This is a genomic window from Solirubrobacter soli DSM 22325 (assembly GCF_000423665.1).
Lineage (GTDB): Bacteria > Actinomycetota > Thermoleophilia > Solirubrobacterales > Solirubrobacteraceae > Solirubrobacter > Solirubrobacter soli.
In genome coordinates this window covers 69,170-92,069 of sequence record NZ_AUIK01000010.1, presented here as the reverse complement: position 1 = coordinate 92,069, position 22,900 = coordinate 69,170, and the positions used below count along the sequence as shown (strand labels likewise).

At 73.1% G+C, this 22,900-nt stretch carries 23 protein-coding genes; 18 read left to right on the top strand and 5 right to left on the bottom strand.

Features of this window, described 5'->3' with window-relative positions:
* Positions 1–17 precede the first annotated feature (17 nt).
* The 3 genes from G569_RS0110385 to G569_RS47185 all read left to right on the top strand — a co-directional run bounded on the left by G569_RS0110385 (position 18) and on the right by G569_RS47185 (position 4,473).
* Complete coding sequence (locus G569_RS0110385; protein ID WP_028063367.1) at positions 18–1,841, top strand: Ig-like domain-containing protein; 1,824 nt, start codon at positions 18–20, stop codon at positions 1,839–1,841.
* Positions 1,838–2,740 (top strand): dihydropteroate synthase, encoded by a 903-nt coding sequence (gene folP, locus G569_RS0110380; RefSeq protein WP_028063366.1) that lies wholly within the window; start codon positions 1,838–1,840, stop codon positions 2,738–2,740. Before G569_RS0110385 ends, folP begins: the two co-directional genes overlap by 4 nt.
* 77 nt (positions 2,741–2,817) lie before the next feature.
* A complete protein-coding gene (locus G569_RS47185; protein WP_064750311.1) occupies positions 2,818–4,473 on the top strand; it encodes a Rho termination factor N-terminal domain-containing protein in 1,656 nt (551 codons plus the stop codon).
* Between the two features lie 121 nt (positions 4,474–4,594).
* Here G569_RS47185 and G569_RS0110365 read toward each other — a convergent pair whose 3' ends face one another.
* Both G569_RS0110365 and G569_RS0110360 read right to left on the bottom strand, forming a co-directional pair.
* On the bottom strand, positions 4,595–5,065 hold the full coding sequence (locus tag G569_RS0110365; protein WP_028063365.1) for a hypothetical protein: 471 nt from the start codon (positions 5,063–5,065) through the stop codon (positions 4,595–4,597).
* Between the two features lie 80 nt (positions 5,066–5,145).
* The gene (locus G569_RS0110360; RefSeq protein WP_037495820.1) at positions 5,146–5,493 is read right to left on the bottom strand and encodes a hypothetical protein; all 348 of its coding nucleotides are present in this window, start codon (positions 5,491–5,493) and stop codon (positions 5,146–5,148) included.
* Positions 5,494–5,636: 143 nt separating this feature from the next.
* On the opposite strand from G569_RS0110360, the gene G569_RS0110355 reads away from it, so the two are divergent.
* The 6 genes from G569_RS0110355 to G569_RS0110330 are packed head-to-tail and all read left to right on the top strand — an operon-like array spanning position 5,637 to position 9,243.
* Positions 5,637–6,116: a hypothetical protein gene (locus G569_RS0110355; RefSeq protein WP_028063363.1), complete on the top strand. Its 480-nt coding sequence runs from the start codon at positions 5,637–5,639 to the stop codon at positions 6,114–6,116.
* Between the two features lie 37 nt (positions 6,117–6,153).
* Positions 6,154–6,882, top strand: coding sequence for a response regulator transcription factor (locus G569_RS0110350; RefSeq protein ID WP_028063362.1), 729 nt, complete (start codon positions 6,154–6,156; stop codon positions 6,880–6,882).
* The gene (locus G569_RS0110345) at positions 6,879–7,835 is read left to right on the top strand and encodes an ATP-binding protein (RefSeq protein ID WP_028063361.1); all 957 of its coding nucleotides are present in this window, start codon (positions 6,879–6,881) and stop codon (positions 7,833–7,835) included. Before G569_RS0110350 ends, G569_RS0110345 begins: the two co-directional genes overlap by 4 nt.
* Entirely contained in the window at positions 7,832–7,960 is a 129-nt protein-coding gene (locus tag G569_RS65905; protein WP_306765003.1) for a hypothetical protein, read from the top strand. The genes G569_RS0110345 and G569_RS65905 overlap by 4 nt, the downstream gene beginning before the upstream one ends.
* On the top strand, positions 7,957–8,616 hold the full coding sequence (cpaB, locus tag G569_RS0110335; protein ID WP_028063360.1) for a Flp pilus assembly protein CpaB: 660 nt from the start codon (positions 7,957–7,959) through the stop codon (positions 8,614–8,616). The genes G569_RS65905 and cpaB overlap by 4 nt, the downstream gene beginning before the upstream one ends.
* A gap of 9 nt (positions 8,617–8,625) precedes the next feature.
* A complete protein-coding gene (locus tag G569_RS0110330) occupies positions 8,626–9,243 on the top strand; it encodes a nucleoside/nucleotide kinase family protein (protein ID WP_028063359.1) in 618 nt (205 codons plus the stop codon).
* Here the strand turns inward: G569_RS0110330 and G569_RS63735 are convergent.
* Together G569_RS63735 and G569_RS0110320 are read right to left on the bottom strand one after the other, a co-directional pair.
* Entirely contained in the window at positions 9,238–9,960 is a 723-nt protein-coding gene (locus G569_RS63735) for an SDR family NAD(P)-dependent oxidoreductase (protein ID WP_037495817.1), read from the bottom strand. The genes G569_RS0110330 and G569_RS63735 overlap by 6 nt on opposite strands.
* Positions 9,945–12,530: an aminotransferase class III-fold pyridoxal phosphate-dependent enzyme gene (locus tag G569_RS0110320; protein ID WP_028063357.1), complete on the bottom strand. Its 2,586-nt coding sequence runs from the start codon at positions 12,528–12,530 to the stop codon at positions 9,945–9,947. The genes G569_RS63735 and G569_RS0110320 overlap by 16 nt, the downstream gene beginning before the upstream one ends.
* Positions 12,531–12,541: 11 nt before the next feature.
* On the opposite strand from G569_RS0110320, the gene G569_RS0110315 reads away from it, so the two are divergent.
* The 9 genes from G569_RS0110315 to G569_RS0110270 all read left to right on the top strand — a co-directional run bounded on the left by G569_RS0110315 (position 12,542) and on the right by G569_RS0110270 (position 22,173).
* Positions 12,542–13,282 carry an SDR family NAD(P)-dependent oxidoreductase gene (locus tag G569_RS0110315; RefSeq protein WP_028063356.1) on the top strand — a complete coding sequence of 247 codons (741 nt, stop codon included), beginning with the start codon at positions 12,542–12,544 and terminating at the stop codon, positions 13,280–13,282.
* A 12-nt stretch (positions 13,283–13,294) separates the two neighbouring features.
* Complete coding sequence (locus G569_RS47175; protein WP_064750310.1) at positions 13,295–14,464, top strand: TadA family conjugal transfer-associated ATPase; 1,170 nt, start codon at positions 13,295–13,297, stop codon at positions 14,462–14,464.
* Positions 14,461–15,309, top strand: coding sequence for a type II secretion system F family protein (locus tag G569_RS0110305; RefSeq protein ID WP_037495814.1), 849 nt, complete (start codon positions 14,461–14,463; stop codon positions 15,307–15,309). Before G569_RS47175 ends, G569_RS0110305 begins: the two co-directional genes overlap by 4 nt.
* A 220-nt stretch (positions 15,310–15,529) precedes the next feature.
* Positions 15,530–16,330, top strand: a complete 801-nt coding sequence (locus G569_RS0110295) for a type II secretion system F family protein (RefSeq protein WP_157591940.1) — start codon at positions 15,530–15,532, stop codon at positions 16,328–16,330.
* A gap of 338 nt (positions 16,331–16,668) precedes the next feature.
* On the top strand, positions 16,669–17,106 hold the full coding sequence (gene mraZ, locus G569_RS47170; RefSeq protein ID WP_053226148.1) for a division/cell wall cluster transcriptional repressor MraZ: 438 nt from the start codon (positions 16,669–16,671) through the stop codon (positions 17,104–17,106).
* 1 nt (position 17,107) lies between these two features.
* Positions 17,108–18,052, top strand: coding sequence for a 16S rRNA (cytosine(1402)-N(4))-methyltransferase RsmH (gene rsmH, locus G569_RS0110285; protein ID WP_028063352.1), 945 nt, complete (start codon positions 17,108–17,110; stop codon positions 18,050–18,052).
* 2 nt (positions 18,053–18,054) lie between these two features.
* The gene (locus G569_RS57655) at positions 18,055–18,834 is read left to right on the top strand and encodes a hypothetical protein (RefSeq protein WP_053226147.1); all 780 of its coding nucleotides are present in this window, start codon (positions 18,055–18,057) and stop codon (positions 18,832–18,834) included.
* A 3-nt stretch (positions 18,835–18,837) separates the two neighbouring features.
* Positions 18,838–20,490 (top strand): peptidoglycan D,D-transpeptidase FtsI family protein, encoded by a 1,653-nt coding sequence (locus G569_RS47160; RefSeq protein ID WP_037495953.1) that lies wholly within the window; start codon positions 18,838–18,840, stop codon positions 20,488–20,490.
* Between the two features lie 84 nt (positions 20,491–20,574).
* Positions 20,575–22,173, top strand: coding sequence for an acyl-CoA dehydrogenase family protein (locus tag G569_RS0110270; RefSeq protein WP_084284640.1), 1,599 nt, complete (start codon positions 20,575–20,577; stop codon positions 22,171–22,173).
* Here G569_RS0110270 and G569_RS0110265 read toward each other — a convergent pair.
* The gene (locus G569_RS0110265; RefSeq protein WP_157591939.1) at positions 22,170–22,886 is read right to left on the bottom strand and encodes an N-acetyltransferase; all 717 of its coding nucleotides are present in this window, start codon (positions 22,884–22,886) and stop codon (positions 22,170–22,172) included. The two genes, G569_RS0110270 and G569_RS0110265, sit on opposite strands and share 4 nt — an antisense overlap.
* Positions 22,887–22,900: the final 14 nt, after the last annotated feature.

Genomic DNA, 22,900 nt, shown 5'->3' with positions numbered 1-22,900 from the left:
CTCGACCTGGAGCCGCTTTGCCACGCCGTCTGATCGTCCTGCTCACCTTCGGTTTCCTACTCGCGTTCGCGGGCCCCGCCCACGCGGGCTGGTTCCCGGCCGCCCCGGTCGACGGTCCGAACGCCGACGTCATCTCGCTCGGGAACGTCGACCTCGCCCGCGACGGCACCGGTGCTGTCGCGTACCTCAAGAACGGCGACGGCGTCCCGCAGGCGTGGGTCTCGCGGATCTACGGCGGCGCCTGGCAGACCCCCGAGCGGATCAGCTACGCGGGCGGCACCGTGACCGACGTCAAGGTCGCCGCGGGCGACGGCAACCGGCTCGCGGTCGCGTGGATCGCCGACGGGAACGTGTGGGCCACGGTCACGCCCGGCGGGGACACGCCGGGCGGGTTCGTCCCGGCGGTGCCGATCGGCGGCCCGGGCGCGTCGGACCTGGACGTCGACCTCGGCGTCAACGGCGCGGCCTACGCGATCTGGCAGGAGGGCGGGAACGTCGTCTCCGCCCGGCTGCAGGACACGACGTGGACGCGGATCGCGCAGCCGCTCGACATCGACCCGAACCGGATCGCCGGCACGGGCGCGCTGCGGCCCCGCGTGGCCGTCTCCGCCGAGGGCTATGCCGTCGCGACCTGGGGCGAGGTCATGCCCGACGGCATCTCGCACGTCTGGGGCCGCCGGATCACCGGGATGAACCTCTCGCTGGTCCCGCAGGACCTCAACATCCCCGGGGAGGGCAACGCGGACTCGCCGGACATCGACATCGAGAACGACGGCTCCTACGCGTGGATCGTGTTCCGCCAGGACGTGGGCGGGACGTCGCGGACGATGGGGCGGCGCCTGGTCGGCTCGCAGTACGAGGCGCCCGAGTACATCGACGCGGGCGTGCCGTCGAAGGACCCGCGGGTCGACATGAACGGGCTCGGGCAGGGCTACGCGGTCGCGCAGACGCCCGCAGGGGCTCAGGTCTTCGGCGCCTGGCTCGATCACGACCACTTCAACTCGCCGGCGCGGCTGGACAGCATCGACTCGATCGGCGGCGACAACCCCGAGGTCGCGTCCACCGACCAGCAGGACTCGGCGATCGCGTGGCGCCTCAACGGCTTGGACGGCAGCTCGCTCGTGCGCGCCCGCTACCACGACGGCGAGGACGCCAACGGCGCGCTCGGCGCCGAGGTGACGCTCTCGCGCGCGGATCTCGGGCCGGTGGCGGACCCGGGGGTCTCCGTGTCCGCGGATCGCTCGGGCGACGTCGCGGTCGCGATGGTCCAGGGCACGCCGGGCGCGCGGACGCTGGCGGTCGCGATCTACGACCGTCCGCCGGGCGCGCCGTTCATCGACGAGACCGAGGCCTACAAGCGCCAGACGCGCCCGGAGCTGCGCTGGCGACCCGGCAACGACCCGTGGGGCGTGCAGACGTTCCAGGTCTTCATGGACGGCGTCCAGATCGGCCAGACCACGGCCTCGACGCTCGTGCCGGCGACGCCGCTGACCACCGGCAAGCACACCTGGCAGGTCGTGTCGGTCGACCGCGCGGGCCAGGTCTCGCGCAGCCGCGTGCGGACCCTGAAGATCGACGCGACGCCGCCGACGCTGACCGTGAAGGTCTCCGGCAAGCGCGCGGCGGGCAAGTCGCTGAAGATCTCCGTGACCGTGCGTGACGCGGGCGGCTCGGGCCTGGATCATGTGACCGTGGACTACGGCGACAAGTCGGCCACGACGCAGACCCGCACGACGCGGCACCGCTACAAGCGCGGCAAGTTCACCCTGAAGGTCGCCGCCGTCGACAAGGCGGGCAACGTGACCCGCAAGGAGACGAAGCTGACCATCAAGAAGTCGTGATCCTGCGGGCGGGGCAGCAGCGTCTCTCGCTCGGCGGGCGACCGCTGCTGATGGGGATCCTCAACGCCACGCCCGACTCGTTCTCGGACGGGCGCGGCGACGAGCCCGTGTCCGTGCGGCTGGCGCGGGGCCGGGCGTTGGTCGCCGCGGGGGCGGACATCGTCGACGTGGGCGGGGAGTCCGCGCGCGGCGACCGGCCGGCGGTGTCGGCGGCGGAGGAGATCGCCAGGGTCGAAGAACTCGTCGCCGCGCTGGTGAAGGACGACGTGATCACGTCGATCGATACGTACAAATACGACGTCGCGGCGGCAGCGATCGCGGCGGGGGCGTCGATCGTCAACGACGTGTCGGGGTTGCGGGACGAGCGGTTGGCGTCGTTGTGCGCGTCGACAGGGGCGGCGCTCGTGATCATGCACACCGCGGTCGAGCCCAAGGGGACGCTGCTCGATCCGGCGACATATGGCGATCCGTCGGCCGAGGTCGTGTCGTTCCTGCGTGCGCGGATGGTCGTGGCGCTGGCGGCGGGCGTCGAGCTCGAGCAGCTGATCCTCGACCCGGGGCCGGACTTCGCCAAGACGCCCGCGCAGACCGTCGCGGTGCTGCGGCGGATGGACCTGCTGCGCGCACTTGACCGCCCGATCCTGCTGGCCGCGTCGCGCAAGGACTTCGTGGGCGCGATCACCGGGCGGGCGCCCGCGGAGCGCGACGCGGGCACGCTCGCCGCTCTGGGCTGGGGCGCCGACGAGGGCGCTTCGATCCTGCGCGTGCACGACGTCGCGGGGGCGTTCGACTACTTCGCCGTGCGGTCCGTGCTGCGCGGTGAGCGGGTGCTCGGGCCGCTTGAGGGGTTGTCGCCCGAGCGGTACCCAGACGGTGTCCCTGATCATCTCTCGCTGTAGCGCACGCTAGGCTGCGCCCCGATCGCCGGTCGCTGAACCCAACGCGGCCGGAGCCCACCGATTCTCTCGAGGAGAACATGCCTTCCGTCCTGGACCGCTCCGCCCTGGAGCAGAGCCCACTCGCCGACCTGCACCTGCTCGCCAACGAGCTCGGGGTCGACGGCTTCCGCCGCCTCCGCAAGGAGGACCTCGTCGACGCCATTCTCAGCCGCCAGTCGGGTGAGGAGGCTCCCGCCGCCGCCGTTGCTCCCTCCGACGACGACGACCAGCCGAAGCGCTCGCGCCGCGGGCGCCGCGGCGGTCGCGGCCGCCGCCGCGACGAGGACGAGGGCGGCGACGGGCGCGAGGAGCGCGACGAGACGCCCGAGCCGCGCGGTGGCGGCGAGGACCGTGTCGTCGAGGGCGCGGTCGAGCTGCTCGCCAACGGGTCGGGCTTCCTGCGCCTCTCGCCGCCGGATCAGACCGACGACGACGTCTACATCTCCGCCGCGCAGGTCAAGCGCTGCGAGCTCGTCTCCGGCGACCGCGTCGCCGGCCCGGTCCGCGCGGCGCGTCGCTCGGAGCGCTTCCCGTCGCTGATCCGCGTCGACACGATCAACGGCCGCCCGGCCGAGGAGGTCGCCGAGGGCACCCGCTTCGAGGAGCTGGCGGTCGCGTGGCCGAACGAGCTGATCGTCCTCGGCGGCAACGACCCGACGCTCGAGGGGATCTCGAACACGGTGCGCTTCGGCAAGGGCTCGCGCGTCGTGATCGCCGGGCCGTCGCGCTCGGGCAAGTCCGAGGCGCTGCGGCGCATCGCAGGCGCCCTGGCCGGCACCTCCGGTCTCGAGGTCTCGGCGGTGCTGGTCGGCGTGCGGCCCGAGGAGATCGCCGAGTTCCCGATCGCGCCGGGCGCGGCGCTGACCTTCGCGGCGTCTGTCGACGCGCAGGCGCAGGCGATCGAGCAGGCGGTCGAGGTGGGTCGCCGCGTCGCCGCCCGCGGGGGCGACGCCGTCGTGCTGATCGACACCCTCGAGTACCTCCCGGCCACCGCCGCGCGCCGTGCCCTGGCCGCGGGCCGCAACCTGGCCGGCGCGGGCTCGCTGACGCTGATCGCGACCGCCCCGGCGGCGCTCGGCGGCGAGACGACGGTCATCGCGCTCGGCCGCACGGGCACCTTCCCGTCGCTGATCGCGGAGGAGTCGGGCACGCTGCGCCCGGAGCTGCTCGTCGAGGCGCCGCCCGCGCCGCCCGTCGTGGTCGAGGAGCCGGCGCCCGTCGCCGAGCCCGTCGTTTCCACTCCGCCGGCGGCGGCGAAGAAGCCGGCCGGCCGCGCCCGCAAGCGCGCGCCGAAGGCCGCGGCCGCCGAGACGGCGACGCCGAAGCCGGCCGCCGCGACGCCCGAGGCGAAGCCGGCCGCTGCGACGCCCGCCCCCGCGGCGAAGCCGGCGGCGGCCGCGAAGAAGCGGCCCGCGGCGGCGGCGAAGAAGCCCGCGGCGGCCGCGAAGAAGCCCGCCGCGGCGGCCAAGAAGCCCGCGGCGGCGGCCAAGAAGCCGGCCGCGAAGGCCAAGCCCGCGGCGAAGGCCAAGCCGGCCGCGGCGAAGAAGCCGGCGGCGGCGGCCAAGAAGCCGGCCGCGGCGGCCAAGAAGCCCGCGGCGGCCGCGAAGAAGCCCGCCGCCGCGAAGAAGCCGGCGGCGGCCAAGAAGCCCGCCGCCAAGCGCAAGCCCGCCGCCAAGAAGCCGGCCGCGAGCTAGCGGTCATCCTGGCGCCGGCGGCACCCGTCGCCGGCGCCGCGTCCTGGGGGTGGGCGACGAGAAGGTCCACAGCGGACCCTCTCGTCGCCCACCCCACCCGGCCCGCGCCGCGCCGCCCGCCCTAGAAGCGGCGCGGCCCGTAGGCCACCCGGCGCCAGGACGGCTCGGGCGAGAGCTCGATCGGCTCGCGGTCGCGTTCCGGCTGGACGTAGCCGAAGGTGTGGGTGATCTCGTCGAAGACGACGTCGAGCTCGCCTTCCTTCACGCGCTGGTCGAGCCAGGCGGAGCGGAACACGAGGCGCCGCAGCCAGTGGACGAGCGAGCGGTCGGCGGGGCCGACGAGGTCGGGCCAGCAGTCGTTGACGTGCTCGCCCAGGCCGGAGGCGGGGTCGACGACCTCGCCGTTGACCGTGAGGTTCACGAGGTCTTCGAGCTCGGTCTCCTCGAGAGGGTTCCCGACGAAGCCGAGCTTGCGGGCGGCCTGCTCGACCCGCTCGCTGAAGTCGCGCTCGTTGAACGTGAAGCGGAGCTCCCCGTACTCGAGCACGTAGTCCTGACCGGAGTCATAGTTGCCGCGGCGAATTTGATCCATAACGTGAGGGCCCGGGGTCGCCGGGGCGTCTGCATCTTATGCGCGGTTCCTGCCCTCGGTCTGCCCTTGAAGGCGATCTTTCATGAGGACGCCAAACCGTGTCTGAGGTCGAACGCCGTTATGGCATCTGGACCGGTTTCGGGGAAATCCGCGAAGCGCCGGTTGCGGCAGAGGAACTCGGGACTCTCGTGCGCTTTCTCGACCGAGAAGGCGCAGCAGGCGAGCGGTTCGCGCGCCAGCTTCAACGTGCCGTACCCGCGCCCGCGCTCGGCCTCCTCGAAGAGCGCGACGTCGATCTCGGTCGCGAACACGTTCTGTGCACAGCCCATGTAGCGGTTGCCGCTGAGCGGGTCGTCGTACGCGTAGAGCGAGGAGCACTGCGCCCTCACGCAGCTCGCGGGCGCGATCACGCGGTCGCAGTACGTCAAGCAAAGGCGACACTCGGTCGTCGCCGTCCTGCGGGCTATTCGGCCCATTCCGCGAGTTTACCGGCGGCCCGTGACTAGACGAGTAGCCAGGGTGTGCCCAATACACCGTGTTTAGGTACGGCTGGCGCGGATAGGTTCGTGTGATGACCGTTCGCGCCCTCGTCGCCCTCTTCGCCGTCCCGCTTGTGCTGGCGGGAACCGCCGTCGCGGCCGACGTGGTCCCGCGCCCGGGCGCGATCCTCAGCGGCACGCTCAAGTTCCCGCGCCAGCAGCAGATGCGGATCGAGACCGACACGCGCGACGGCAACAAGTTCCTCGTCCGCATGGGCTTCGACGGCAAGTGCAAGGGCGGCGGGCTCCAGGAGGCGTGGGTCTCGACGCTCGAGGCCAAGCCGACCGTCCGCGCCCGCGGCGGACGCTTCTCCGCGACCGTGCGTGGAACCGAGCGCAACTTCGGCGGTGTGGCGGGGCGCACGGGCGAGTTCACCTGGAAGCTGAACGGCCGCTTCACCTCCGCGACCACCGCCACCGCGACCGTCACCGGCAGCGCCGTGATCAAGAGCGGCGGCAAGGTCATCTCGCGCTGCTCGATCGCGCGGCCGACCTCCGTGCAGCTGCGCTGAGGGGGGCGAACTTTCGCGGGCGCGCCCTCTGCTGGGCATGTCCGTCGAAACCGCCACCCTGCTGCTGCTCGAAGACGACCCGCTGATCCGGACATTCCTCGCCGACAACCTGACCGCCGACGGCTACGAGCTGGTGGTCACGTCGACGCTCGAGGACGCCCTCCGCGAGCTCGAGTTCAAACGCCCCGACCTCGCGATCATCGACCTCAAGCTCCCCGACGGCTCCGGGCTCGAGCTCGTCCGTCGGGTGCGGGCGGCGGACGGGGTCGTCGGCCGCCTCGACCCCGAGCTCCCGCTGCTGATGCTCTCCGGCTCCGGATCGGACCTGGACCGCATCCGCGGCTTTGAACGCGGCCTCGACGACTATGTGGTGAAGCCGTTCTCGTACCCGGAGCTCCGGTTGCGGATCGCGGCGGTGCTGCGACGCTCCCAGCTGCGAATGCAGCGCGGGCTGCTGCGGGTGGGCGAGCTGGAGATCGACCCGGCGGGCCGCACCACGAAGCTGCGCGGACAACCCGTCGACCTCGCGGCGAAGGAGTTCGCGCTGCTGCGGATGCTCGCCTCGTCCCCGACGCGCGTCTTCACCAAGGACGAGCTGCTCCGCGACGTGTGGGGCTTCCGCACCCACGGGTCGACCCGGACGCTCGACTCCCACGCCTGCCGCCTGCGCACGAAGCTGCGAGCCGACGGAGACGCCTTCGTGGTCAACGTCTGGGGCATCGGCTATCGCCTCGTCGACGGCCCGATCGAGAGCGGGGCCGCATGATCTTCATGCTGGCGAGCTGGGCGCTGACGATCGCGTTCATCGTGTCCTACCTGCGCGCCCACCTGCGACTGGTGCGCGTCGCGCGCGCGACCCACGAGCTCCGCGGCCCGCTCTTCGCCGTCGGCCTCGGCCTGCACGCCCTCGGCGGCGAACCCGCCCGCCTGGCCGCGATCGAGCTCGAACTCGCCCGCGCCGGCCGCGCCCTCGACGACCTCGCCGCCGCCCCGGCGGGCGCGAAGCCCCGCACCGCCCGCGAGCTCGTCGACGTGATCGCCCTCGTTGAGTCCTACGCCCCGGCGTGGCGCACCCTGGCCGCGGGCTACGGCGCCGAGCTGCGGGTGGAACCGCCGCTGATCGTCGCGACCGGGGAGGCCGTGTCGCCCGCGGCGGCCGCGACGTGCGCGTGGTCTCGCCGCCGCGCCCGCGCAGCCGCCGCAAGGCCGCCCGCCGCGCCGTCGCGCGCGACGCCGTCGCCCGCCGCGCCGTCGCAGCGCCACGCCGCGGTTGCCGCGTCGCCGCCCGCGGCGTCGCCGCGCCACGCCGCAGTTGCCGCGTCGCCGCCCGCGGCGTCGCCGCGTCACGCCGCGGCCGGCTCGCCGCGCGCGGCCTCGCCGGCCGCGGTGGTCTTCGCTGACCCGCTGCGGATCGCGCAGGCGTGCGCGAACCTCGTGGGCAACGCCGCCGAGCACGGGGGAGGGGTCGTCCGGGTGCGCGTGCGTGCCACCGGCCGGCGTGTGCTGATCGAGGTCGCCGACGACGGGCCGGGGCTGCCGGCGAGCGTCTCCGTGCTCACCGCGGCCGCCCGTGCGCGCCGGGGTCGGCGCGGCCACGGGCTCGCGATCGCGGCCGCGATCGCCGAGCACCACGGCGGTCGCCTCCACGCCGCGCCCTCGGACGGCGGCGCCCGGCTGATGCTCGAGATGCCCGCCGCCCACGACCCCGCCGCCGCGTGACGCCGCTCGCGCCCGATTCCGCCGCCGCGCACCCGACGCACGCCCGCGCCGCAGCGCACGGCGGTCTCGGCGCGCGCGCCGAGACCCGCCGCCGCTTCGCCCCCGACGACCTCGGCGCGGCGTGACGCGCCGTCGGCGGGCCGCGGTCCTTCTCGGGCTCGCGCTGCTGCTCGGGACGTTGTCGGCGACGCACATGTCCCGCCGCGAGGCGGCCCTCAAAGCGCAGCTCGGGCCCGCGGTCGACGTCGTGGTCGCGCGGACCGACCTGCCGGCCGGGCGGACGCTCCAGCTGTCCGACCTCGGCGTCCGTTCGCTCCCGCAGCGGTACGCGCCGCCGGGGGAGCCGGCGTTCGCGGCGGCGCTGGCCGGGCAGAAGCTCGCGGTGCCGGTGCCCAAGGGCGCGCCGGTCACGCCCGAGCTGCTCGTGCGGCGTTCGGCCGCGCCCGAGGCGGCGATCGAGCGCGGGCAGCGCGCGGTCGACATCAACGCGACCGGCTCGCCGCAGGCCGTGACCGCGGGCACGCACGTGGACGTCCTCGTCACCACGGACCGCAACGACCACGGGGCGACGCGGGTCGCGCTCGAGGACGTCGAGGTCCTCGCCGCCCGCCCGGCCAAGGACGAGAACGGCCCGAAGGTCACGGCGACCCTGCGCGTCAGCGCGGCCCAGGCGGTCTACCTCGCCGCCGCGCAGACCTTCGCCCGCGACGTGCGCCTCCTGGCCCGCGCGCCCGGCGACCGCCGGAAGGTGGGAGCGCTGGTCGTCGACGACGGCCTCTAGTGTGCCCGCATGGTCATTGAGGACGGAGCGGCGCTCGTCACCCGCGCGCGTGAGCTCGCGCAGGCCGGCGAACGAAGGATCCTCGGCATCGCGGGCCCGCCGGGCGGCGGGAAGTCGACCGTGGCGCGGCAGGTCGTCGCCGAGCTGGGGGAGCAGGCGCGGCTGGTGCCGATGGACGGGTTCCACCTCGCGCAGTCGGAGCTCGTGCGGCTCGGCCGCAGGGACCGGATGGGCGCGCCCGACACCTTCGACGCCGCGGGCTACGCCGCCCTGCTCGCGCGGTTGAAGTCCGACGAGCCCGTCGTCTACGCGCCCGAGTTCCGCCGCGAGATCGAGGAGCCGATCGCGGGCGCGATCGCGATCCCGAGCACGACGCCCCTCGTCGTCACCGAAGGCAACTACCTGCTGCTCGACGACGAGCGTTGGGGTCCGATCCGAGCGCTGCTCGACGAGACCTGGTACGTGGAGACCGACGAGGAGCTGCGGGTGCAGCGCCTCATCCAGCGTCACATCCAGTTCGGCAAGACCCCGGAGTACGCCCGCGCGTGGGTGATGCGCTCCGACGAGCGCAACGCGGACCTCGTGAAGATGACGGCCTCACGAGCCGACGTCCTCGTCCGCCTATAGCTTCAGCTCCTGGAGCGTGTTCCCGCCGTCGATCACGATCGACTGACCGGTGACGTAGGACGCGCCCGGCGAGGCCAGGAACGCGATCACCTCGGCGACCTCGTCCGGCGTCCCCGGCCGCCCGACCGGCGTGTTCGCACCCGCCCGCAGCTCCTCCTCGGTCGACGAGCCGGTCCCGATCCACCCCGGTGCCACCGCGTTGACCGTCACGCCGCGCGGTGCCAACTCGAGCGCCAGCGCCCGCGTGAGCCCGTCCACGCCCGCCTTCGCCGCACCATAGGCGGCCGAGTAGATCAGCGCCGTGTATGGCCCGGTCAGCGACGAGACGTTGACGATCCGCCCGCCGGGACCCATCGACGGCGCCACCAGCCGGCACAGCCGGAACGTCGTGTGCAGGTTGATGTCGATCCCGCGCAGCCACTCGGCCTCGGTGGTCTCGGTGAAGAGGCGATCGGGCGATGACACGCCCGTCTGGACCATCCCCGCGTTGTTGACGAGCACGTCGATCGGCCCGGCGTCCGCGACCAGCCGTTCCGCGTCGTCCCAGACGGTCAGATCCGCCACCACGCCCCGCGCGCCCAGCTCCGACGCGCGCTCGTGGACCCGCTCGGTCGTCGAGCTCAAAACCACGTCGAACCCCCGCGCGGCCAGCAGCCGCGCGGTGGCGAACCCGATCCCGTCGGGGCTTCCCGCCCCGGTGACTAGCGCACATCCCACAGTGCCTCCAGGAAGCGGTCGCAGTCCGCCGCCGAGAGCACCAGCGGCGGCTTGATCTTCAGGACATCGTCGTTGGGGCCGTCGGTGGAGATCAGCACGCCGCGCGCCTTCAGCCCTTCCTTCAGCGCGTGAGCGTGCTCCCGGCTCTCCAGCTGAACGCCGAGGAAGAGCCCGTGCCCGCGCACGTCGACGAAGTCGAACTCGCGCAGCCCGGCCGTCAACCGTGCGCCCATCTCCAGCGCGTGCTCCTGGAGCCGCTCGTCCTCGATCACATCCAGGACCGCGAGCCCGATCTCCGCCGACACCGGGTTCCCGCCGAACGTGTTGAAGTACTCCATCCCGGTCAGGAAGGAGTCGGCGATCTCCGGCGTCGTCACGACGGCGCCCAGCGGGTGGCCGTTGCCGATCGGCTTCCCCAGAGTGACGATGTCGGGGACGACGCCGTCGAGCTCGAAGCCCCAGAAGTGCTCGCCGATGCGCCCGAAGCCGACCTGCACCTCATCGGCGACGCAGACACCGCCGGCCGCGCGCACCGCCTCGAACGCCGCCGTCAGATATCCCCGCGGGTAGACGATCTGCCCGCCGCAGCCCTGGACCGACTCGGCGTAGAAGGCGGCGGGAGCGTCGATCTCGGCGTACAACGACTCCAGCGCGCCCGGCTCGGTCGGCAGCGCGGCGACGTGCGTGCGTGACGGACGAGCGTCGCGGAACTTGTACGGACTCAGATCGATCGTCGAGCGCAGGTGCCCGTGGTAGGCGTGGTCGAGCACGATGACGTCCTCGCGCCCCGTGTGCGCGGCCGCGAGCCGCAGAGCGAGGTCGTTGGCCTCGGAGCCGCTGTTCACGAAGAAGCACACGTGGAGCGGGTCCGGGAGCGTCGCCGCGAGCCGCCGCGCGTAGTCGATCACCGAGCCGTGCAGGTAGCGCGTGTTGGTGTTCAGGACGCGCATCTGCCGCGCGCCCGCCTCGACCACCCGCGGGTGGCAGTGGCCGACGTGGGCGACGTTGTTGACGAGGTCGAGGTACTCGCGTCCCTCCGCGTCATAGAGGTAGGCGCCCGAGCCGCGGACGATGTGCAACCCCGTGTTCGAGAGCGCCTGGCTGAGCACGATCGGCCGCCGCGCCGCGATGTCCGTCCGCGGCGGTCGCGCCGCGACGCCGCCCGGCAGCCCGAGCAGCAGGTTCGGATCAGGGCAGACGCTGCGCCACAGGTCCGCCTCGTCGCTCAACGCCACGCCGGGGAGGTCTGAGACCAGGTCGGTGAACAGCTGCAGGTGCAGGTGCGGCTCCCACCCGCCGTTCACTTCGGGAGACCCCAGCCGCGCGATCGGCTCACCCGCACGCACCGAGCCGGTCGCCAGCGACTCCGGATCCAGATGCCCGTGCAGCGTGAAGAAGCCGTCGTGCTCGAGCACCAGCAGGCCGCCGTAGTCGCCGAGCGCCTTGCGGTTCTCCCGCACGACCACGGTGCCGTCGAACGGCGCGTACACGGGCGCGCCTGCCGGCGCGAAGATGTCGACCGCCATGTGCCGCGTCCGCCAGCGCCCGTCCGGCGTCTCGAACTCGGGCGCGGTGTAGATCGAGCGCTCCTCGTCGTAGCGCCCGATCGCCAGCCCGTCGACGGGCGGCATCCCGTTGCCGAGGTCGAGCACGGGCGCGTTGGCGAGGTCGCCGTCCATGACGGGGTGCGCGCGCGACGTCGCCAGGAACTGCCGGACCGCGCGCGCCCGCGGGCTCGCCTCGTATCCGCACGCGTCGCGGAAGCGGAAGTGCGCCAGCCTCGCGTCCTCGCCCTCCAGCCGTGACAGCGCCTCGCGCACGCCGGCCTGCGAGATCAGCAGGTACTCGTTGTCCGGGGCGGCGGCGTGTTGGGTGACCGCCATCGCGACGCTCATCTGCAGCCGCGCGCGGATCAGCGGGTACAGCACCTCCAGCTCGTCCTCGCGCAGCGGCGTGACCTCGTGGTAGCCGCGGACGACGGGGACGACCGCGCGGGCGGGATCGGCGGCGCCCTGCATCGCGTAGGCGGCGGCGATCGCCAGGCCGCAGACGCGCGCGGAGTAGACGACGTCGCCGAAGTCGATGAGCCCGGTGACGATGCCGTCGTCGCCGACCAGCACGTTGTGCTCGTTGGCGTCGTTGTGGATGACCTGGTGGGGGAGGTGGTCGAGCTCCGGGACGTCGATCCCGAAGTCGCGCGCGTGGCGCAGCTCCCACGGGTGGTCGCGGCGCTGGTCGAAGCTCGCCAGCGCCCGGTCGACATGCGCCACGACGCGGCCGAGCGACGCCATGTCACCGGGGTGCTCGGCCCACATCCGCCCCGGAAGCCAGCTGAGCAGCCGCACGGTCCGGTCCTCGTGCTGGACGCGGCCGAGCAGGTGCGGCGCGAACGGCTCGTCGCGCAGGTGCTCGAGCACCGCGTCCTCATAACTGAGGTCCGCGCCCGGACGATGGACCTTGAGGACGTGGCGCTCCTCGAGGCCGTAATTGAGGTCGTGCTCGCCCGGCAACGGCGTCGCGGTGGTGTCGAGGCCGAAGTACTCCTGCGCGATGCGGACCGGGTCGATCATGCTCTCAGCCTATGACCACCGTCCTCGTGACCGGCGCGACCGACGGCCTCGGCCGGGCGCTCGCGCGCGAATTGGTGCAGGCCGGCGACACCGTGCTCATCCACGGCCGCGACCCCGACCGCGGCGCCGCCGCGTTGGCCGAGACCGGCGCCAGCGAGCTCTTCCTCGCCGACTTCGCGTCTCTGGATGCGGTCCGCGGGTTGGCTGCGGCGCTCCCGCCGATCGACGTCCTCGTCAACAACGCCGGCCTCGGGTTCGGTGATCGGGAGGAGAGCGAGGACGGGATCGAGCTGCGCTTCCAGGTCAACTACCTGGCGGGCTATCTGCTGGCGGGCGCGTTGGCTCCGTCGCGGGTGATCAACGTGGCGAGCGCCGGGCAGGCGCCGATCGACTTCGACGATCCGATGATCACCCGGGGCTACAGCGGCGACCGCGCGTACTGCCAGAGCAAGCTCGCCCAGATCATGCACGCGTTCGACCTCGCCGAGGCGGGCGTGACCGCGAACGCCCTGCATCCCGCGACGTTCATGCCGACCAAGATGGTCGTGCAGGCGGGGATCGATCCGATCTCGTCACTGGAGCAGGGGGTGGAGGCGACGCTGTCGCTGGTCGGGCGCACCGACGTCTCCGGCCGGTACTTCAACGGCCTGGCGGAGGCGCGGGCGGACGCGCAGGCGTACGACTCGGACGCGCGCGCCGCGTTGCGGGCGCTGAGCGATGCGTACCTGGGGGGCGAAGTCTCCGCGGGGTGAGCTAGGAGGTACATGGACCTTCTCGACCGCCTCGCCACCGACCTGCGGGAGCGCCTGTTGGCGGGCGCGGGGGAGGACGGTCCGGACCTGCCGGGGCGCATCCGCGCGCTGGTCGACCGCGAGGCGGGAGTGCTGAGCGAGGACCGGCGCGCGGAGCTCGTGGCGCGGATCGCCGAGCGGGCGTTCGGGCTCGGCCCGCTGGAGCCGTTGCTGGGCGATCCGTCGGTCGACGAGATCATGGTCAGCGGGACCGCGCCGGTGTGGGTGGAGCGGGGTGGGCGGTTGGAAGCGACCGGCGTGCGCTTCGAGCGCGAGGCCGACCTGCGCGACGCGATCGAACGCATCCTCGCTCCGCTGGGGCGGCGCGTCGACGAGGCGGAGCCGCTGGCGGACGCCCGGCTGCCCGACGGCTCGCGCATCAACGTCGTCCTGCCGCCTTTGGCTCTGGATGGCCCGGCTTTGACGATCCGGCGGTTCCGCCGTCGCGGGTTCTCTCCGTTGGAGCTGGTCGAGAACGGGACGCTGACCCGCCCGCTGTTGGACTTCCTCGGCCGTGCCGTGCGCGCGCGGGCGACGATCCTGGTGTGCGGCGGGACCGGCTCCGGCAAGACGACGACCTTGAACGTGTTGAGCTCATTCGTGGGCGACGACGAGCGCGTCGTGACGATCGAAGACGCCGCCGAGTTGCGGTTGCGCCAGCCCCACGTGGTGCGGTTGGAAGCGCGCCCGCCCAACCTGGAGGGCCGCGGCGAGGTGACGATCCGGCGCCTCGTCCGCAACGCCCTGCGCATGCGCCCGGACCGGATCATCGTCGGCGAGGTGCGGGGCGCCGAGGCGCTCGACATGCTCACCGCGTTGTCGACCGGCCACGACGGCTCGCTCTGCACCGTCCACGCGGGCTCACCCACCGAGGCCCTGCGCCGCGTCGAGGTGCTCGCCCTTATGTCCGACGTCGGCCTCCCACACGCCGCGATCCGCGAACAGATCGCCGACGCCTTCGACCTCGTCGTCTGCCAAGCCCGCTGCCCCGACGGCACCCGCCGCGTCGTCGCGGTCGCCGAAGTCATCCGCGTCGCCGCCGGCCCGGCCACTCGAGACCTCTACGTGTGGCGAGACGGAGCCCCGCACTGGTCCTCCGCGCTGGGAGACGCCCTCGCGGCGCGGCTGGAGGCCGCGGCGTGACGCCTGCGGTCGTGCTCGCGTTCGGGGCGGGCGCCGCCGGTGTCGTCGGGGCGTGGGAGCTGCTCGGGGCCGTCGAGCGGACGCGGGTCGTCGCGGCCGTCACGGACGCGGTCGCGCCCGTCGTCCGAGCGGGTCACGGCGTCTCGCCGACGACCGGCGAGCGGCGGCGGCTGGCGATGTTGGCGGCGGCGGCGCTGGCCGCGGCCGGGTGGCTCGTCGGCGGGGTGCCGCTCGCGCTCGTCGCCGCCGTTGCCGGGCCGGCCGCCGCGGCGACCCTGCTCCGAGCCCGACGAAAGCGCTTTCGCGCGGCGGTCAACGCCGCCGCGCCCGGGGTCGCCCGCGCGTTCGCCGACGCGCTGTCCGCCGGTCACGCGGTCCGGGGCGCGCTCGACCTCGTCGCCGCGCAGACGCCCGGCCCGGCCGGCCATGAGTTGACGAACACGGCGCGCGATCTGCGGCTGGGGGCACCCACCGAGGCGGCGCTCGAACGGCTCCGCCGCAAGGCCGCCTCACCCGCCTGGGACGCGATGGTCGCGGGCATCCTGCTCCAGCGCGACGCGGGCGGGGACCTGCCCGCGCTGCTCCGCGACCTCGCGCGCACGCTGGAGGCCGCCGCACGCCAGGATCGCGACGCGATCGCGGCGACCGCCCAAGCGCGCTTCACCGCCAAGGTCGTCCTCACGTTGCCGGTGGGCGCCGCGCTGCTGGCCGAGCTCGCCCAGCCCGGCCTCATCGAAGGCCTGTTCAGCAACCCGGTGAGCGCGTGGCTGACCTCGCTCGCCCTGCTGCTGCAGCTCGTCGCGCTGGTCGCGGTCCGCCGCCTCGCCAAGGCGGTCACCAGGTGAGCCGGTTTGGTCTGGCCTTCCGCGACGAAACCGGCGCACCCGGCGCCGCGGCCGCGCCGGTGGGTGGGTCGTGCGCGCGCGGCGCGGCGGCCGCGCCGGTGGGTGGGTCGTGCGCGCGCGGCGCGGCGGTCGCGCCGGTGGGTGGGCCGTGCGCGCGCGGCGCCGGGGTCGCGCCGGGCGGCGGGCCGTGCGGGCGCGGCGCGGTGAGGGCGGGCACGCGGTGAGCGTCGTCCTCGCGCTCGCCGCCGCGCTCGCCGCGGCGGCCGGCTTCACCGATGTACTCGCGGCGCGACGCCCCCGCACACGCCGTCCCACCGTGCTCCACCTGATCGCGCAGCTCGGCCGCAGCCTCGGCTTCAAGCCCTCCGGTGGGCTGCAACGACGCGTCGCCGCGGCCGGCATCGACCGTCCGACGAGCGAGATCGTGGCCCTGCAGGCCGGGCTCGCGCTCCTGACCTCGTTGGCGACCCTCCCACTGGCCACCACCGCGCCGGGGCGCCTCGGGCCGGCGCTGTTGCTCGCCGCGCCGATCGCCGGCTACCTCGCGCCGGAGTACGCCCTCCGTTCCCGCGCACGTACGCGCGCACGCGTGATGGAGTCCGAACTGCCGGACGTGCTCGACCTGCTCAGGGTCGCCATCGCCGCCGGTCTGGCACCGCGCAGAGCGCTTCAGGAGGTGGGCCGCCGCCACCCCGGGCTGCTCGCGAAGGAGCTCAAGCGCGCCGCCGACCGGGCCGACATGGGGGAGCCCGCCGCACAAGCGCTCGACAACCTCCAACACCGCGCCCCGTTGGCCGCGCCGCTGGTCGCCGCCCTCAAGCGTGCCGAGCGACAGGGCGCCCCACTTTCAACCACCCTGCAGGCCCAGGCCCTCGAGGCGCGGGCCAAGCGCGCGGCCCAACGCTCGGAGCAGGCCGCGAAGGCCGCCCCGAAGATCCAGCTGGTCGTCGCGCTGCTGCTCGTGCCCGCGGTGCTGCTGCTGATCGCCGCGGCGCTGATCCCCGCGCTCACGACACGCTGACGCCAATTCCTCCCACTTCGTCCCCCAAAGGGGCGAGTTCGGGCCCCCGAACCGCAAGCCGCCGTGCAGACGCGCGGGTTGCAGCGCCACGTGCAAAACGCCGGTCGATCTGCACGAAAATCGCCCCACCACGAACTCCCTGCAAATCAAAGACTTTCACGTGCGCGATCGGACAAACGTGAGCTGATGTGGGTCGCAATGCGGGTTCTGTGTTGCAGAGTGGGACGAAGTGGGGTACTTTGCCTCATGCGAAGCCGTTCCCGGGTGGCGGGGCTCCTCCCACTCCGCCACCCGGGATCGACTGACCTCCCCTCCCGCTTCGCGATCCGACATGCGCCTTGGCCTTCACCGGCACCTTCGAACACAACCTCGACGCCAAGAACCGGCTGACCATCCCGTCCAAGTTCCGGGCGGACCTCAGCAAGGGCGTCTTCCTTTCGAGGGCAATGGAGAACTGCGTGTCGCTGTATCCCGCACAGACCTATACGCAGATGGCGGAGCAAGCCCTTTCGCAGGTGCCGAACCCGCTCTCTCAGCAGGGACGGGAACTCCGGCGCCTGCTCTACGGCAACGCCTTGGAGACCGAGCTGGACTCGGCCGGTCGCGTGATGCTGACGCAGCGCTTCCTGGATCACGCGGGGATCGGCCGCGAGGTCGTCATCACCGGCGTCGGCGACTGTCTCGAGCTCTGGGACCGCTCCACCTGGGAGGGCTACGAATCCGACCTGACGGCGCGAGCCTCTGACCTCACCGAGTCCCTTGGCCACACTTCTTGACATGCCTCAGACGCACGTCCCGGTTCTTGCCGGTGAGCTGATCGAGGCGCTTGACCCGCGCCCCGGCATGATCGCCGTCGACTGCACGCTCGGCGGCGCCGGTCACGCGCGCCTCGTCGCCGAGCGGATCGGCCCCACGGGAACGCTGATCGCGATCGATCGCGACCCGACCGCAGAGGCCACGTTCAACCAGTTCGCCGCCGAGGTGGCGTGCGAGACGCGGTTCATCCGCGCCGACTTCGTCAGCGGTCTTGCACAGCTGATCGAGGAGGGCATGCGCGCCGACCTGGTCTACATGGACCTCGGGATGAGCTCGATGCAGGTCGACAACCGCGAGCGCGGCTTCGCCTACGCGTACGACGCGCCGCTGGACATGCGCATGGACCCGGACCAGCAGCTGACCGCCTTCGAGGTCGTCAACACGTGGGACCGGCGCCGGATCGCGCGCACGCTGCGCGAGTACGGCGAGGAGCGCTTCGCCGACCGGATCGCGGGGGAGATCGTCCGCCGCCGCGGCCGCGCGGAGCTGACCACGACCTTCGAGCTCAACGAGGCGATCACGGCCGCGATCCCCGCGCCCGCCCGCTTCGCCGGCGGCCACCCCGCCAAGCGGACGTTCCAGGCGATCCGGATCGCCGTCAACGGCGAGCTGCAGCAGCTCGACGAGGCGCTCCCGCTCTCCTGGCAGGCGACGAAGGTCGGCGGCCGCGTCGCGGCGCTCACCTTCCACTCGCTGGAGGACCGTCGCGTGAAGCGGTTCTTCGCCGAGAAGGCCCGCAGCTGCATCTGCCCGCCCGACCTGCCCGTGTGCGTGTGCGGCAACACGCCCGAGGCGGAGCTCGTGCACCGTCGTTCGATCGTGCCCACCCCGGGCGAGATCGCGGCGAACCCCCGATCGAAGTCGGCTCGCCTCCGGGCCGCCCGCAAGCTCAGGGAGGAGCGCTAGTCATGCCCGAGCACGCAGCTGTACGTACCCGCACCGCACCGATCCACCCGCGCCGGGTCTCCGGTCCGTCGCGAAGGCTGGCGCCGGCGGCGCCGATCCCGCGCGGGCATACCGGCGTCTTCGAGCGCATCAGCCGCTTCCCCGACCACTTCGTGGTCGACCGCGTCCTGCGCAGCCGCGGCGTCATCTGGCTGATCGGCCTGCTGCTCGGTGGCATCGTCGCGATGCAGGTGTCGCTGCTGCGCCTGAACAGTGGCATCAGCCGCGCGGTCCAGACGCAGCAGACGCTCGAGAAGCAGAACATGGGATTGCAGAGCTCGATCGCGGAGCTGACATCGAGCGATCGCGTCACGGCGGGCGCCGCCGGGGGGCAGATGGTCGACCCGCCCGCGGGCCAGACCCGCTATCTCGAGGCACGCCCGGCGACCGATCCCGCCCGCGCGGCACGCCGCTACAAGCCGCCGAGCGAGCGCGCGCAGGCGATCATGGCCAACAACGGCATGCTGCCCGGGGCGATGGCTGAGCCGGGCTCCGCGGCCGCGCAGCTGGCGGCCTCGCTGAACGCGTCGACCGCGGCCGCGGGCGCGACGCCGCCTGTGGCAACGGCCACACCGCAGGCGGACACGTCGACGACGCCACAGGCGGGCACGACGACGCCGCAGGCGACGGCCACGCCGCCCGCCACGACGGCGCAGGTCCCCACCGCGACCGCGGTTCCCACCACGACACCCTCGGTGACGACCGATCCCGCGACGGGCGCGGCGACGTCGCCGGTGGGCTAGGTCGTGTCGTTAGTAGAGCGCCGCATCGGCCTGCTCTTCGCGGTCTTCCTGTTCGCGCTCGCCGTCGGCGCGACCAAGGCGGCGTGGCTCGGCGTCGTCAAGGCCGGCCCGCTCAAGCGCGCCGCGGTGATCCAGCAGGAGGCCGACGTCACGATCCCCGCGCGCCGCGGGTCGATCACCGATGTCAACGGGAACGACCTCGCGGTCTCGGAGCCCGCGGTCGACATCGCCGCGACGACGTACCTGATCAAGGACGTCACCAAGGCGGCGCAACAGCTCGCCCCGCTGATCGGCGTGGGCGAGGACGAGCTGCTGCGCAAGCTCGCCAAGCGCGCCGGGTTCGTCTATCTCGGCCGCGGCATCCCGGCCGACACCGCCGACAAGATCGTCAAGCTCAAGATCCCCGGGCTGGAGTTCATCCCGCGCTACAAGCGCGACTATCCGAACGACTGGCTGGCATCGCAGCTGCTCGGCAGCACCGGCACCGACGACCAGGGCCTCGGCGGGCTCGAGATCTCGCTGGACAAGCAGCTCACCGGCACCGACGGCGAGCGCAAGCTGGTCAAGGACGCGATGGGCCAGCCGATCGAGATGCGTGACATCAAGCCGGTCCGCCCGGGACACAACGTCCGGCTGACGCTCGACGCCAACATCCAGGGCCGCGCCGAGGACGTGCTCAAGGAGGTCGGCAAGACCTGGCGGCCGAAGGGTGCGACCGCACTGGTCATGGACCCCAACAGCGGGGCGATCCTCGCGTTGGCCAACTGGCCGCTCGTGAACGCCAACGCGCTCGACGAGGCGCCGCCGTACGCCAGCCTGAACCGCGCGATCGGCGCCATCTACGAGCCGGGCTCGACCTTCAAGGCGTTCACCGTCGCCGCGGCGCTGGAGGACGGCAAGGTCACGCCGGACACGACGTTCGATCTTCCGCCGACGCTCCAGGTCGCCGACCGCGAGATCAAGGACGCGGAGGCCCACGGGTACGAGACCAAGTCGGTCTCGGACATCCTCAAGGTCTCCTCGAACATCGGCGCGGTGCTGATCGCCAAGCGCGTCGGCACCCCCCGGTTCGACTCGTGGATCCACACCTGGGGCTTCGGCAAGCCGACCGGCGTCGATCTGCCGGGCGAGGAGCAGGGCCTCGTGCTGCCGCTCAAGCAGTACTCGGGCGCGACGATGGGCAACCTGCCGATCGGCCAGGGCATCGGCGTCACGCCGATGCAGATGGCCGCGGGCTACGCCGCGATCGCCAACGGCGGCATCCTGCGCCCGCCGCACATCGTCGCCTCCGTCGGCGGCAAGAAGACCAAGCTGCCGGCCGGCCACCGCGTGATCTCCGCGGCCACCGCGGCCTCCGTGCGCAAGATGCTCGAGGGCGTGCTCGGGCCGGGCGGCACCGCGTCCGGCGCCGAGATCAAGGGCTACACGCTGGCCGGCAAGACCGGCACCGCCGAGAAGGCGATCAACGGCACCTACTCCAAGGACAAGTACGTCGCCTCGTTCATCGGGTTCGCGCCCGCCGACAAGCCGAAGCTGCTCGTGGCCGTGATGGTCGACGAGCCCAATGGAGAGATCTACGGCGGCCAGGTCGCCGCGCCCGCCTGGAAGGAGATCGTGAACTTCTCGCTCTCCTACTTGAAGATCGCGCCAGACTGATGTCCCGATTCAGAAGTTCGCGGGCCGCTAGCGGACGCCTCGCCGCGCCGGGCGGCCGCCGGCGATCCCGCACGTACCACCAGTATGCGCTGGATCACCGGCGACCCCCAGCCACGACGATGCGGGCCGCTATCAACGCGCGAACTTCCGATTCGCGACACTAGGCGTGTGAACCAGTCGGTCCCCTTCGAGGATGTCGACCTGCTCGCGGGCGACCCGGCGCTGCGCGAGGCGCTGGAGCGCGAGGGCGCGGGGTGGGCCGTCGATCGCGTGCGCGAGGCGGGCGTCGTGGCCGCCTCGGCCGAGGCGCAGGCCCACTCGCGCCGGGCCGAGCGCAACGAGCCGCGGCTCGTGGCCTTCGACCGTTTCGGCACCCGCGTCGACCAGGTCGAGCTCGACCCGTCCTGGCATTGGCTGCTCGACGGCGCGGTGTCACGTGGCATCGCGTCTGCGCCGTGGGCCGATCCGCGGCCCGGCGCGCATGTCGCCCGCGCGGCCTTGGAATACGTGTGGACGCACGCCAACGCGGGCGTCATGTGCCCGGTCTCGATGACGTACTCGGCGGTGCCGGCGCTGCGGGTCGACCCGTCGCTGGCGGCCGAGTGGGAGCCGCGGCTGCTCGACGGCGCGCTCTGCGGGATGGCGATGACCGAGAAGCAGGGCGGCTCGGACGTGCGCGCCAACGTCACCCGCGCCGAGCCGGTCGGCGACGGCTGGTACGAGCTGACCGGCCACAAGTGGTTCTGCTCCTACCCGCCGTGCGACATCTTCCTCGTCCTCGCGCAGACCGACGCCGGCGTCTCGTGCTTCCTGCTCGAGCGGGGCGAGGGGATGGAGTTCCAGCGGCTCAAGGACAAGCTGGGCACGCGGTCACTGCCGTCCTCGGAGGTCGAGTTCCGCGGCGCGGAGGCGCGGTTGCTGGGCGCGGAGGGCCGCGGGGTCGCGACGATCATCGAGATGGTCACGCACACGCGCCTGGACTGCGTGATCGGCAGCGCCTCATCCATGCGGCGCGGCGTCGCCGAGGCGATCTGGCACGCGCGGCACCGTTCCGCGTTCGGCGCGCGGCTGGTCGAGCAGCCGGCGATGATCAACGTGCTCGCCGACCTCGCGCTCGAGAGCGAGGCCGCCACCGCGACCGCCCTGCGTCTGGCGCGGGCGTACGACGAGGGCGATCACGCGCTGCGCCGCTTCGCCACCGCGATCGCGAAGTACTGGGTCTGCAAGCGGGCGACACCGCACGCGGTCGAGTCGCTCGAATGCCTCGGCGGCAACGGCTACGTCGAGGAGTCGCCGATGCCGCGCCTGCTCCGCGACGCGCCGCTGAACGGGATCTGGGAGGGGTCGGGCAACGTCATCGCGCTCGACGTCCTCCGCGCACTGGCCCGCGAGCCGGACGGCCTCGAGGCCTTCCTCGCGGAGTGCGAGCTCGCCCGCGGCGCCGACGCCCGCCTCGACGCGCACCTGAACGGCTTGTCGAACGAGCTCGACCAGTGGAGCGCGCGCCGCGCCGTCGAGGACCTCGCGCTGGCGTTCCAGGCGTCTTTGCTCGTGCGCTTCGCTCCCCCGTTCGTCGCCGACGCGTTCTGCGCGGCCCGCCTGGGCGGCGGCGGGCGCGTCTACGGGACGCTGCCGGCTGGTGCTGACGGGCCGGCGATCGTTGCCCGCGCGCTCGAGCTCTAAAGATCGACCGTGTAGGCCGTGAACGTGCGGCGGAAGCCGAGCGACTCGTACACGGCGATCGCCGGGTTCCCCTCCGTCACGGCCAGCCCCAGGCTTCCCTCGGTGCGGTGCAGCGCCCGCGCCAGCAGCGCACGTCCTGCCCCGCGGGCGGTGCTGAAGACCTCCATGATCCACGGACCGCCGAACGGCGGTGGGGCGTCGGTGATCGTCCCGATCAGGATCGCCGCGACGACGCGGCCGTCCTCGATCGCCAGCCCGCTCCCCGGGAGGAGGCCGCCGAGCTTGCCCGCGACGACACCGTCCAGGTGGCGCGCGGCCTCGTCGGCCTCCATCCGGTCCGGGTGGCCGACGGCGAACGCGGTCAGGTAGACCGGGAGGAGCTCGCTCGCGGGGCGATCGACCGGGGTGAGGAGGTGGCTGGAGTCGAGCGGCGGGAGCGCGACGAGATCGTGCGTGTAGGCGTGCGAGTGCCGGTACAGCCGCGCGCCCACGGCCACGAGCGCGCGGCCGAGGTCCTCCGAACCGGCGACGCGCATGCCCCGCAGCTCACGCGTGATGTAGGGCAACGCGCGCTCGACCGGGACGTCGAGCGCGAGCAGGTCCGCGATCGGCCGCCCGTCGCGCTCGACGTGGACGTAGCGCGCGACAGACCGGCCGTTCTCATCCACCAGCGTGCGGCGTTCCGGGCGATCGATATCTCCGACGATGGGCACTCCGCGCATTCTCG

Coding starts and splice junctions, on each gene's coding strand:
- G569_RS0110355 (WP_028063363.1), top strand. CDS start 5,637: ATGACCGTTCGCGCCCTCGTCGCCCTCTTCGCCGTCCCGCTTGTGCTG.
- G569_RS57655 (WP_053226147.1), top strand. CDS start 18,055: ATGCCCGAGCACGCAGCTGTACGTACCCGCACCGCACCGATCCACCCG.
- G569_RS0110330 (WP_028063359.1), top strand. CDS start 8,626: ATGGTCATTGAGGACGGAGCGGCGCTCGTCACCCGCGCGCGTGAGCTC.
- G569_RS0110315 (WP_028063356.1), top strand. CDS start 12,542: ATGACCACCGTCCTCGTGACCGGCGCGACCGACGGCCTCGGCCGGGCG.
- rsmH (WP_028063352.1), top strand. CDS start 17,108: ATGCCTCAGACGCACGTCCCGGTTCTTGCCGGTGAGCTGATCGAGGCG.
- G569_RS47185 (WP_064750311.1), top strand. CDS start 2,818: ATGCCTTCCGTCCTGGACCGCTCCGCCCTGGAGCAGAGCCCACTCGCC.
- G569_RS0110270 (WP_084284640.1), top strand. CDS start 20,575: ATGCGCTGGATCACCGGCGACCCCCAGCCACGACGATGCGGGCCGCTA.
- G569_RS0110345 (WP_028063361.1), top strand. CDS start 6,879: ATGATCTTCATGCTGGCGAGCTGGGCGCTGACGATCGCGTTCATCGTG.
- G569_RS0110350 (WP_028063362.1), top strand. CDS start 6,154: ATGTCCGTCGAAACCGCCACCCTGCTGCTGCTCGAAGACGACCCGCTG.
- G569_RS0110320 (WP_028063357.1), bottom strand. CDS start 12,530: ATGATCGACCCGGTCCGCATCGCGCAGGAGTACTTCGGCCTCGACACC.
- G569_RS47175 (WP_064750310.1), top strand. CDS start 13,295: ATGGACCTTCTCGACCGCCTCGCCACCGACCTGCGGGAGCGCCTGTTG.
- G569_RS0110365 (WP_028063365.1), bottom strand. CDS start 5,065: ATGGATCAAATTCGCCGCGGCAACTATGACTCCGGTCAGGACTACGTG.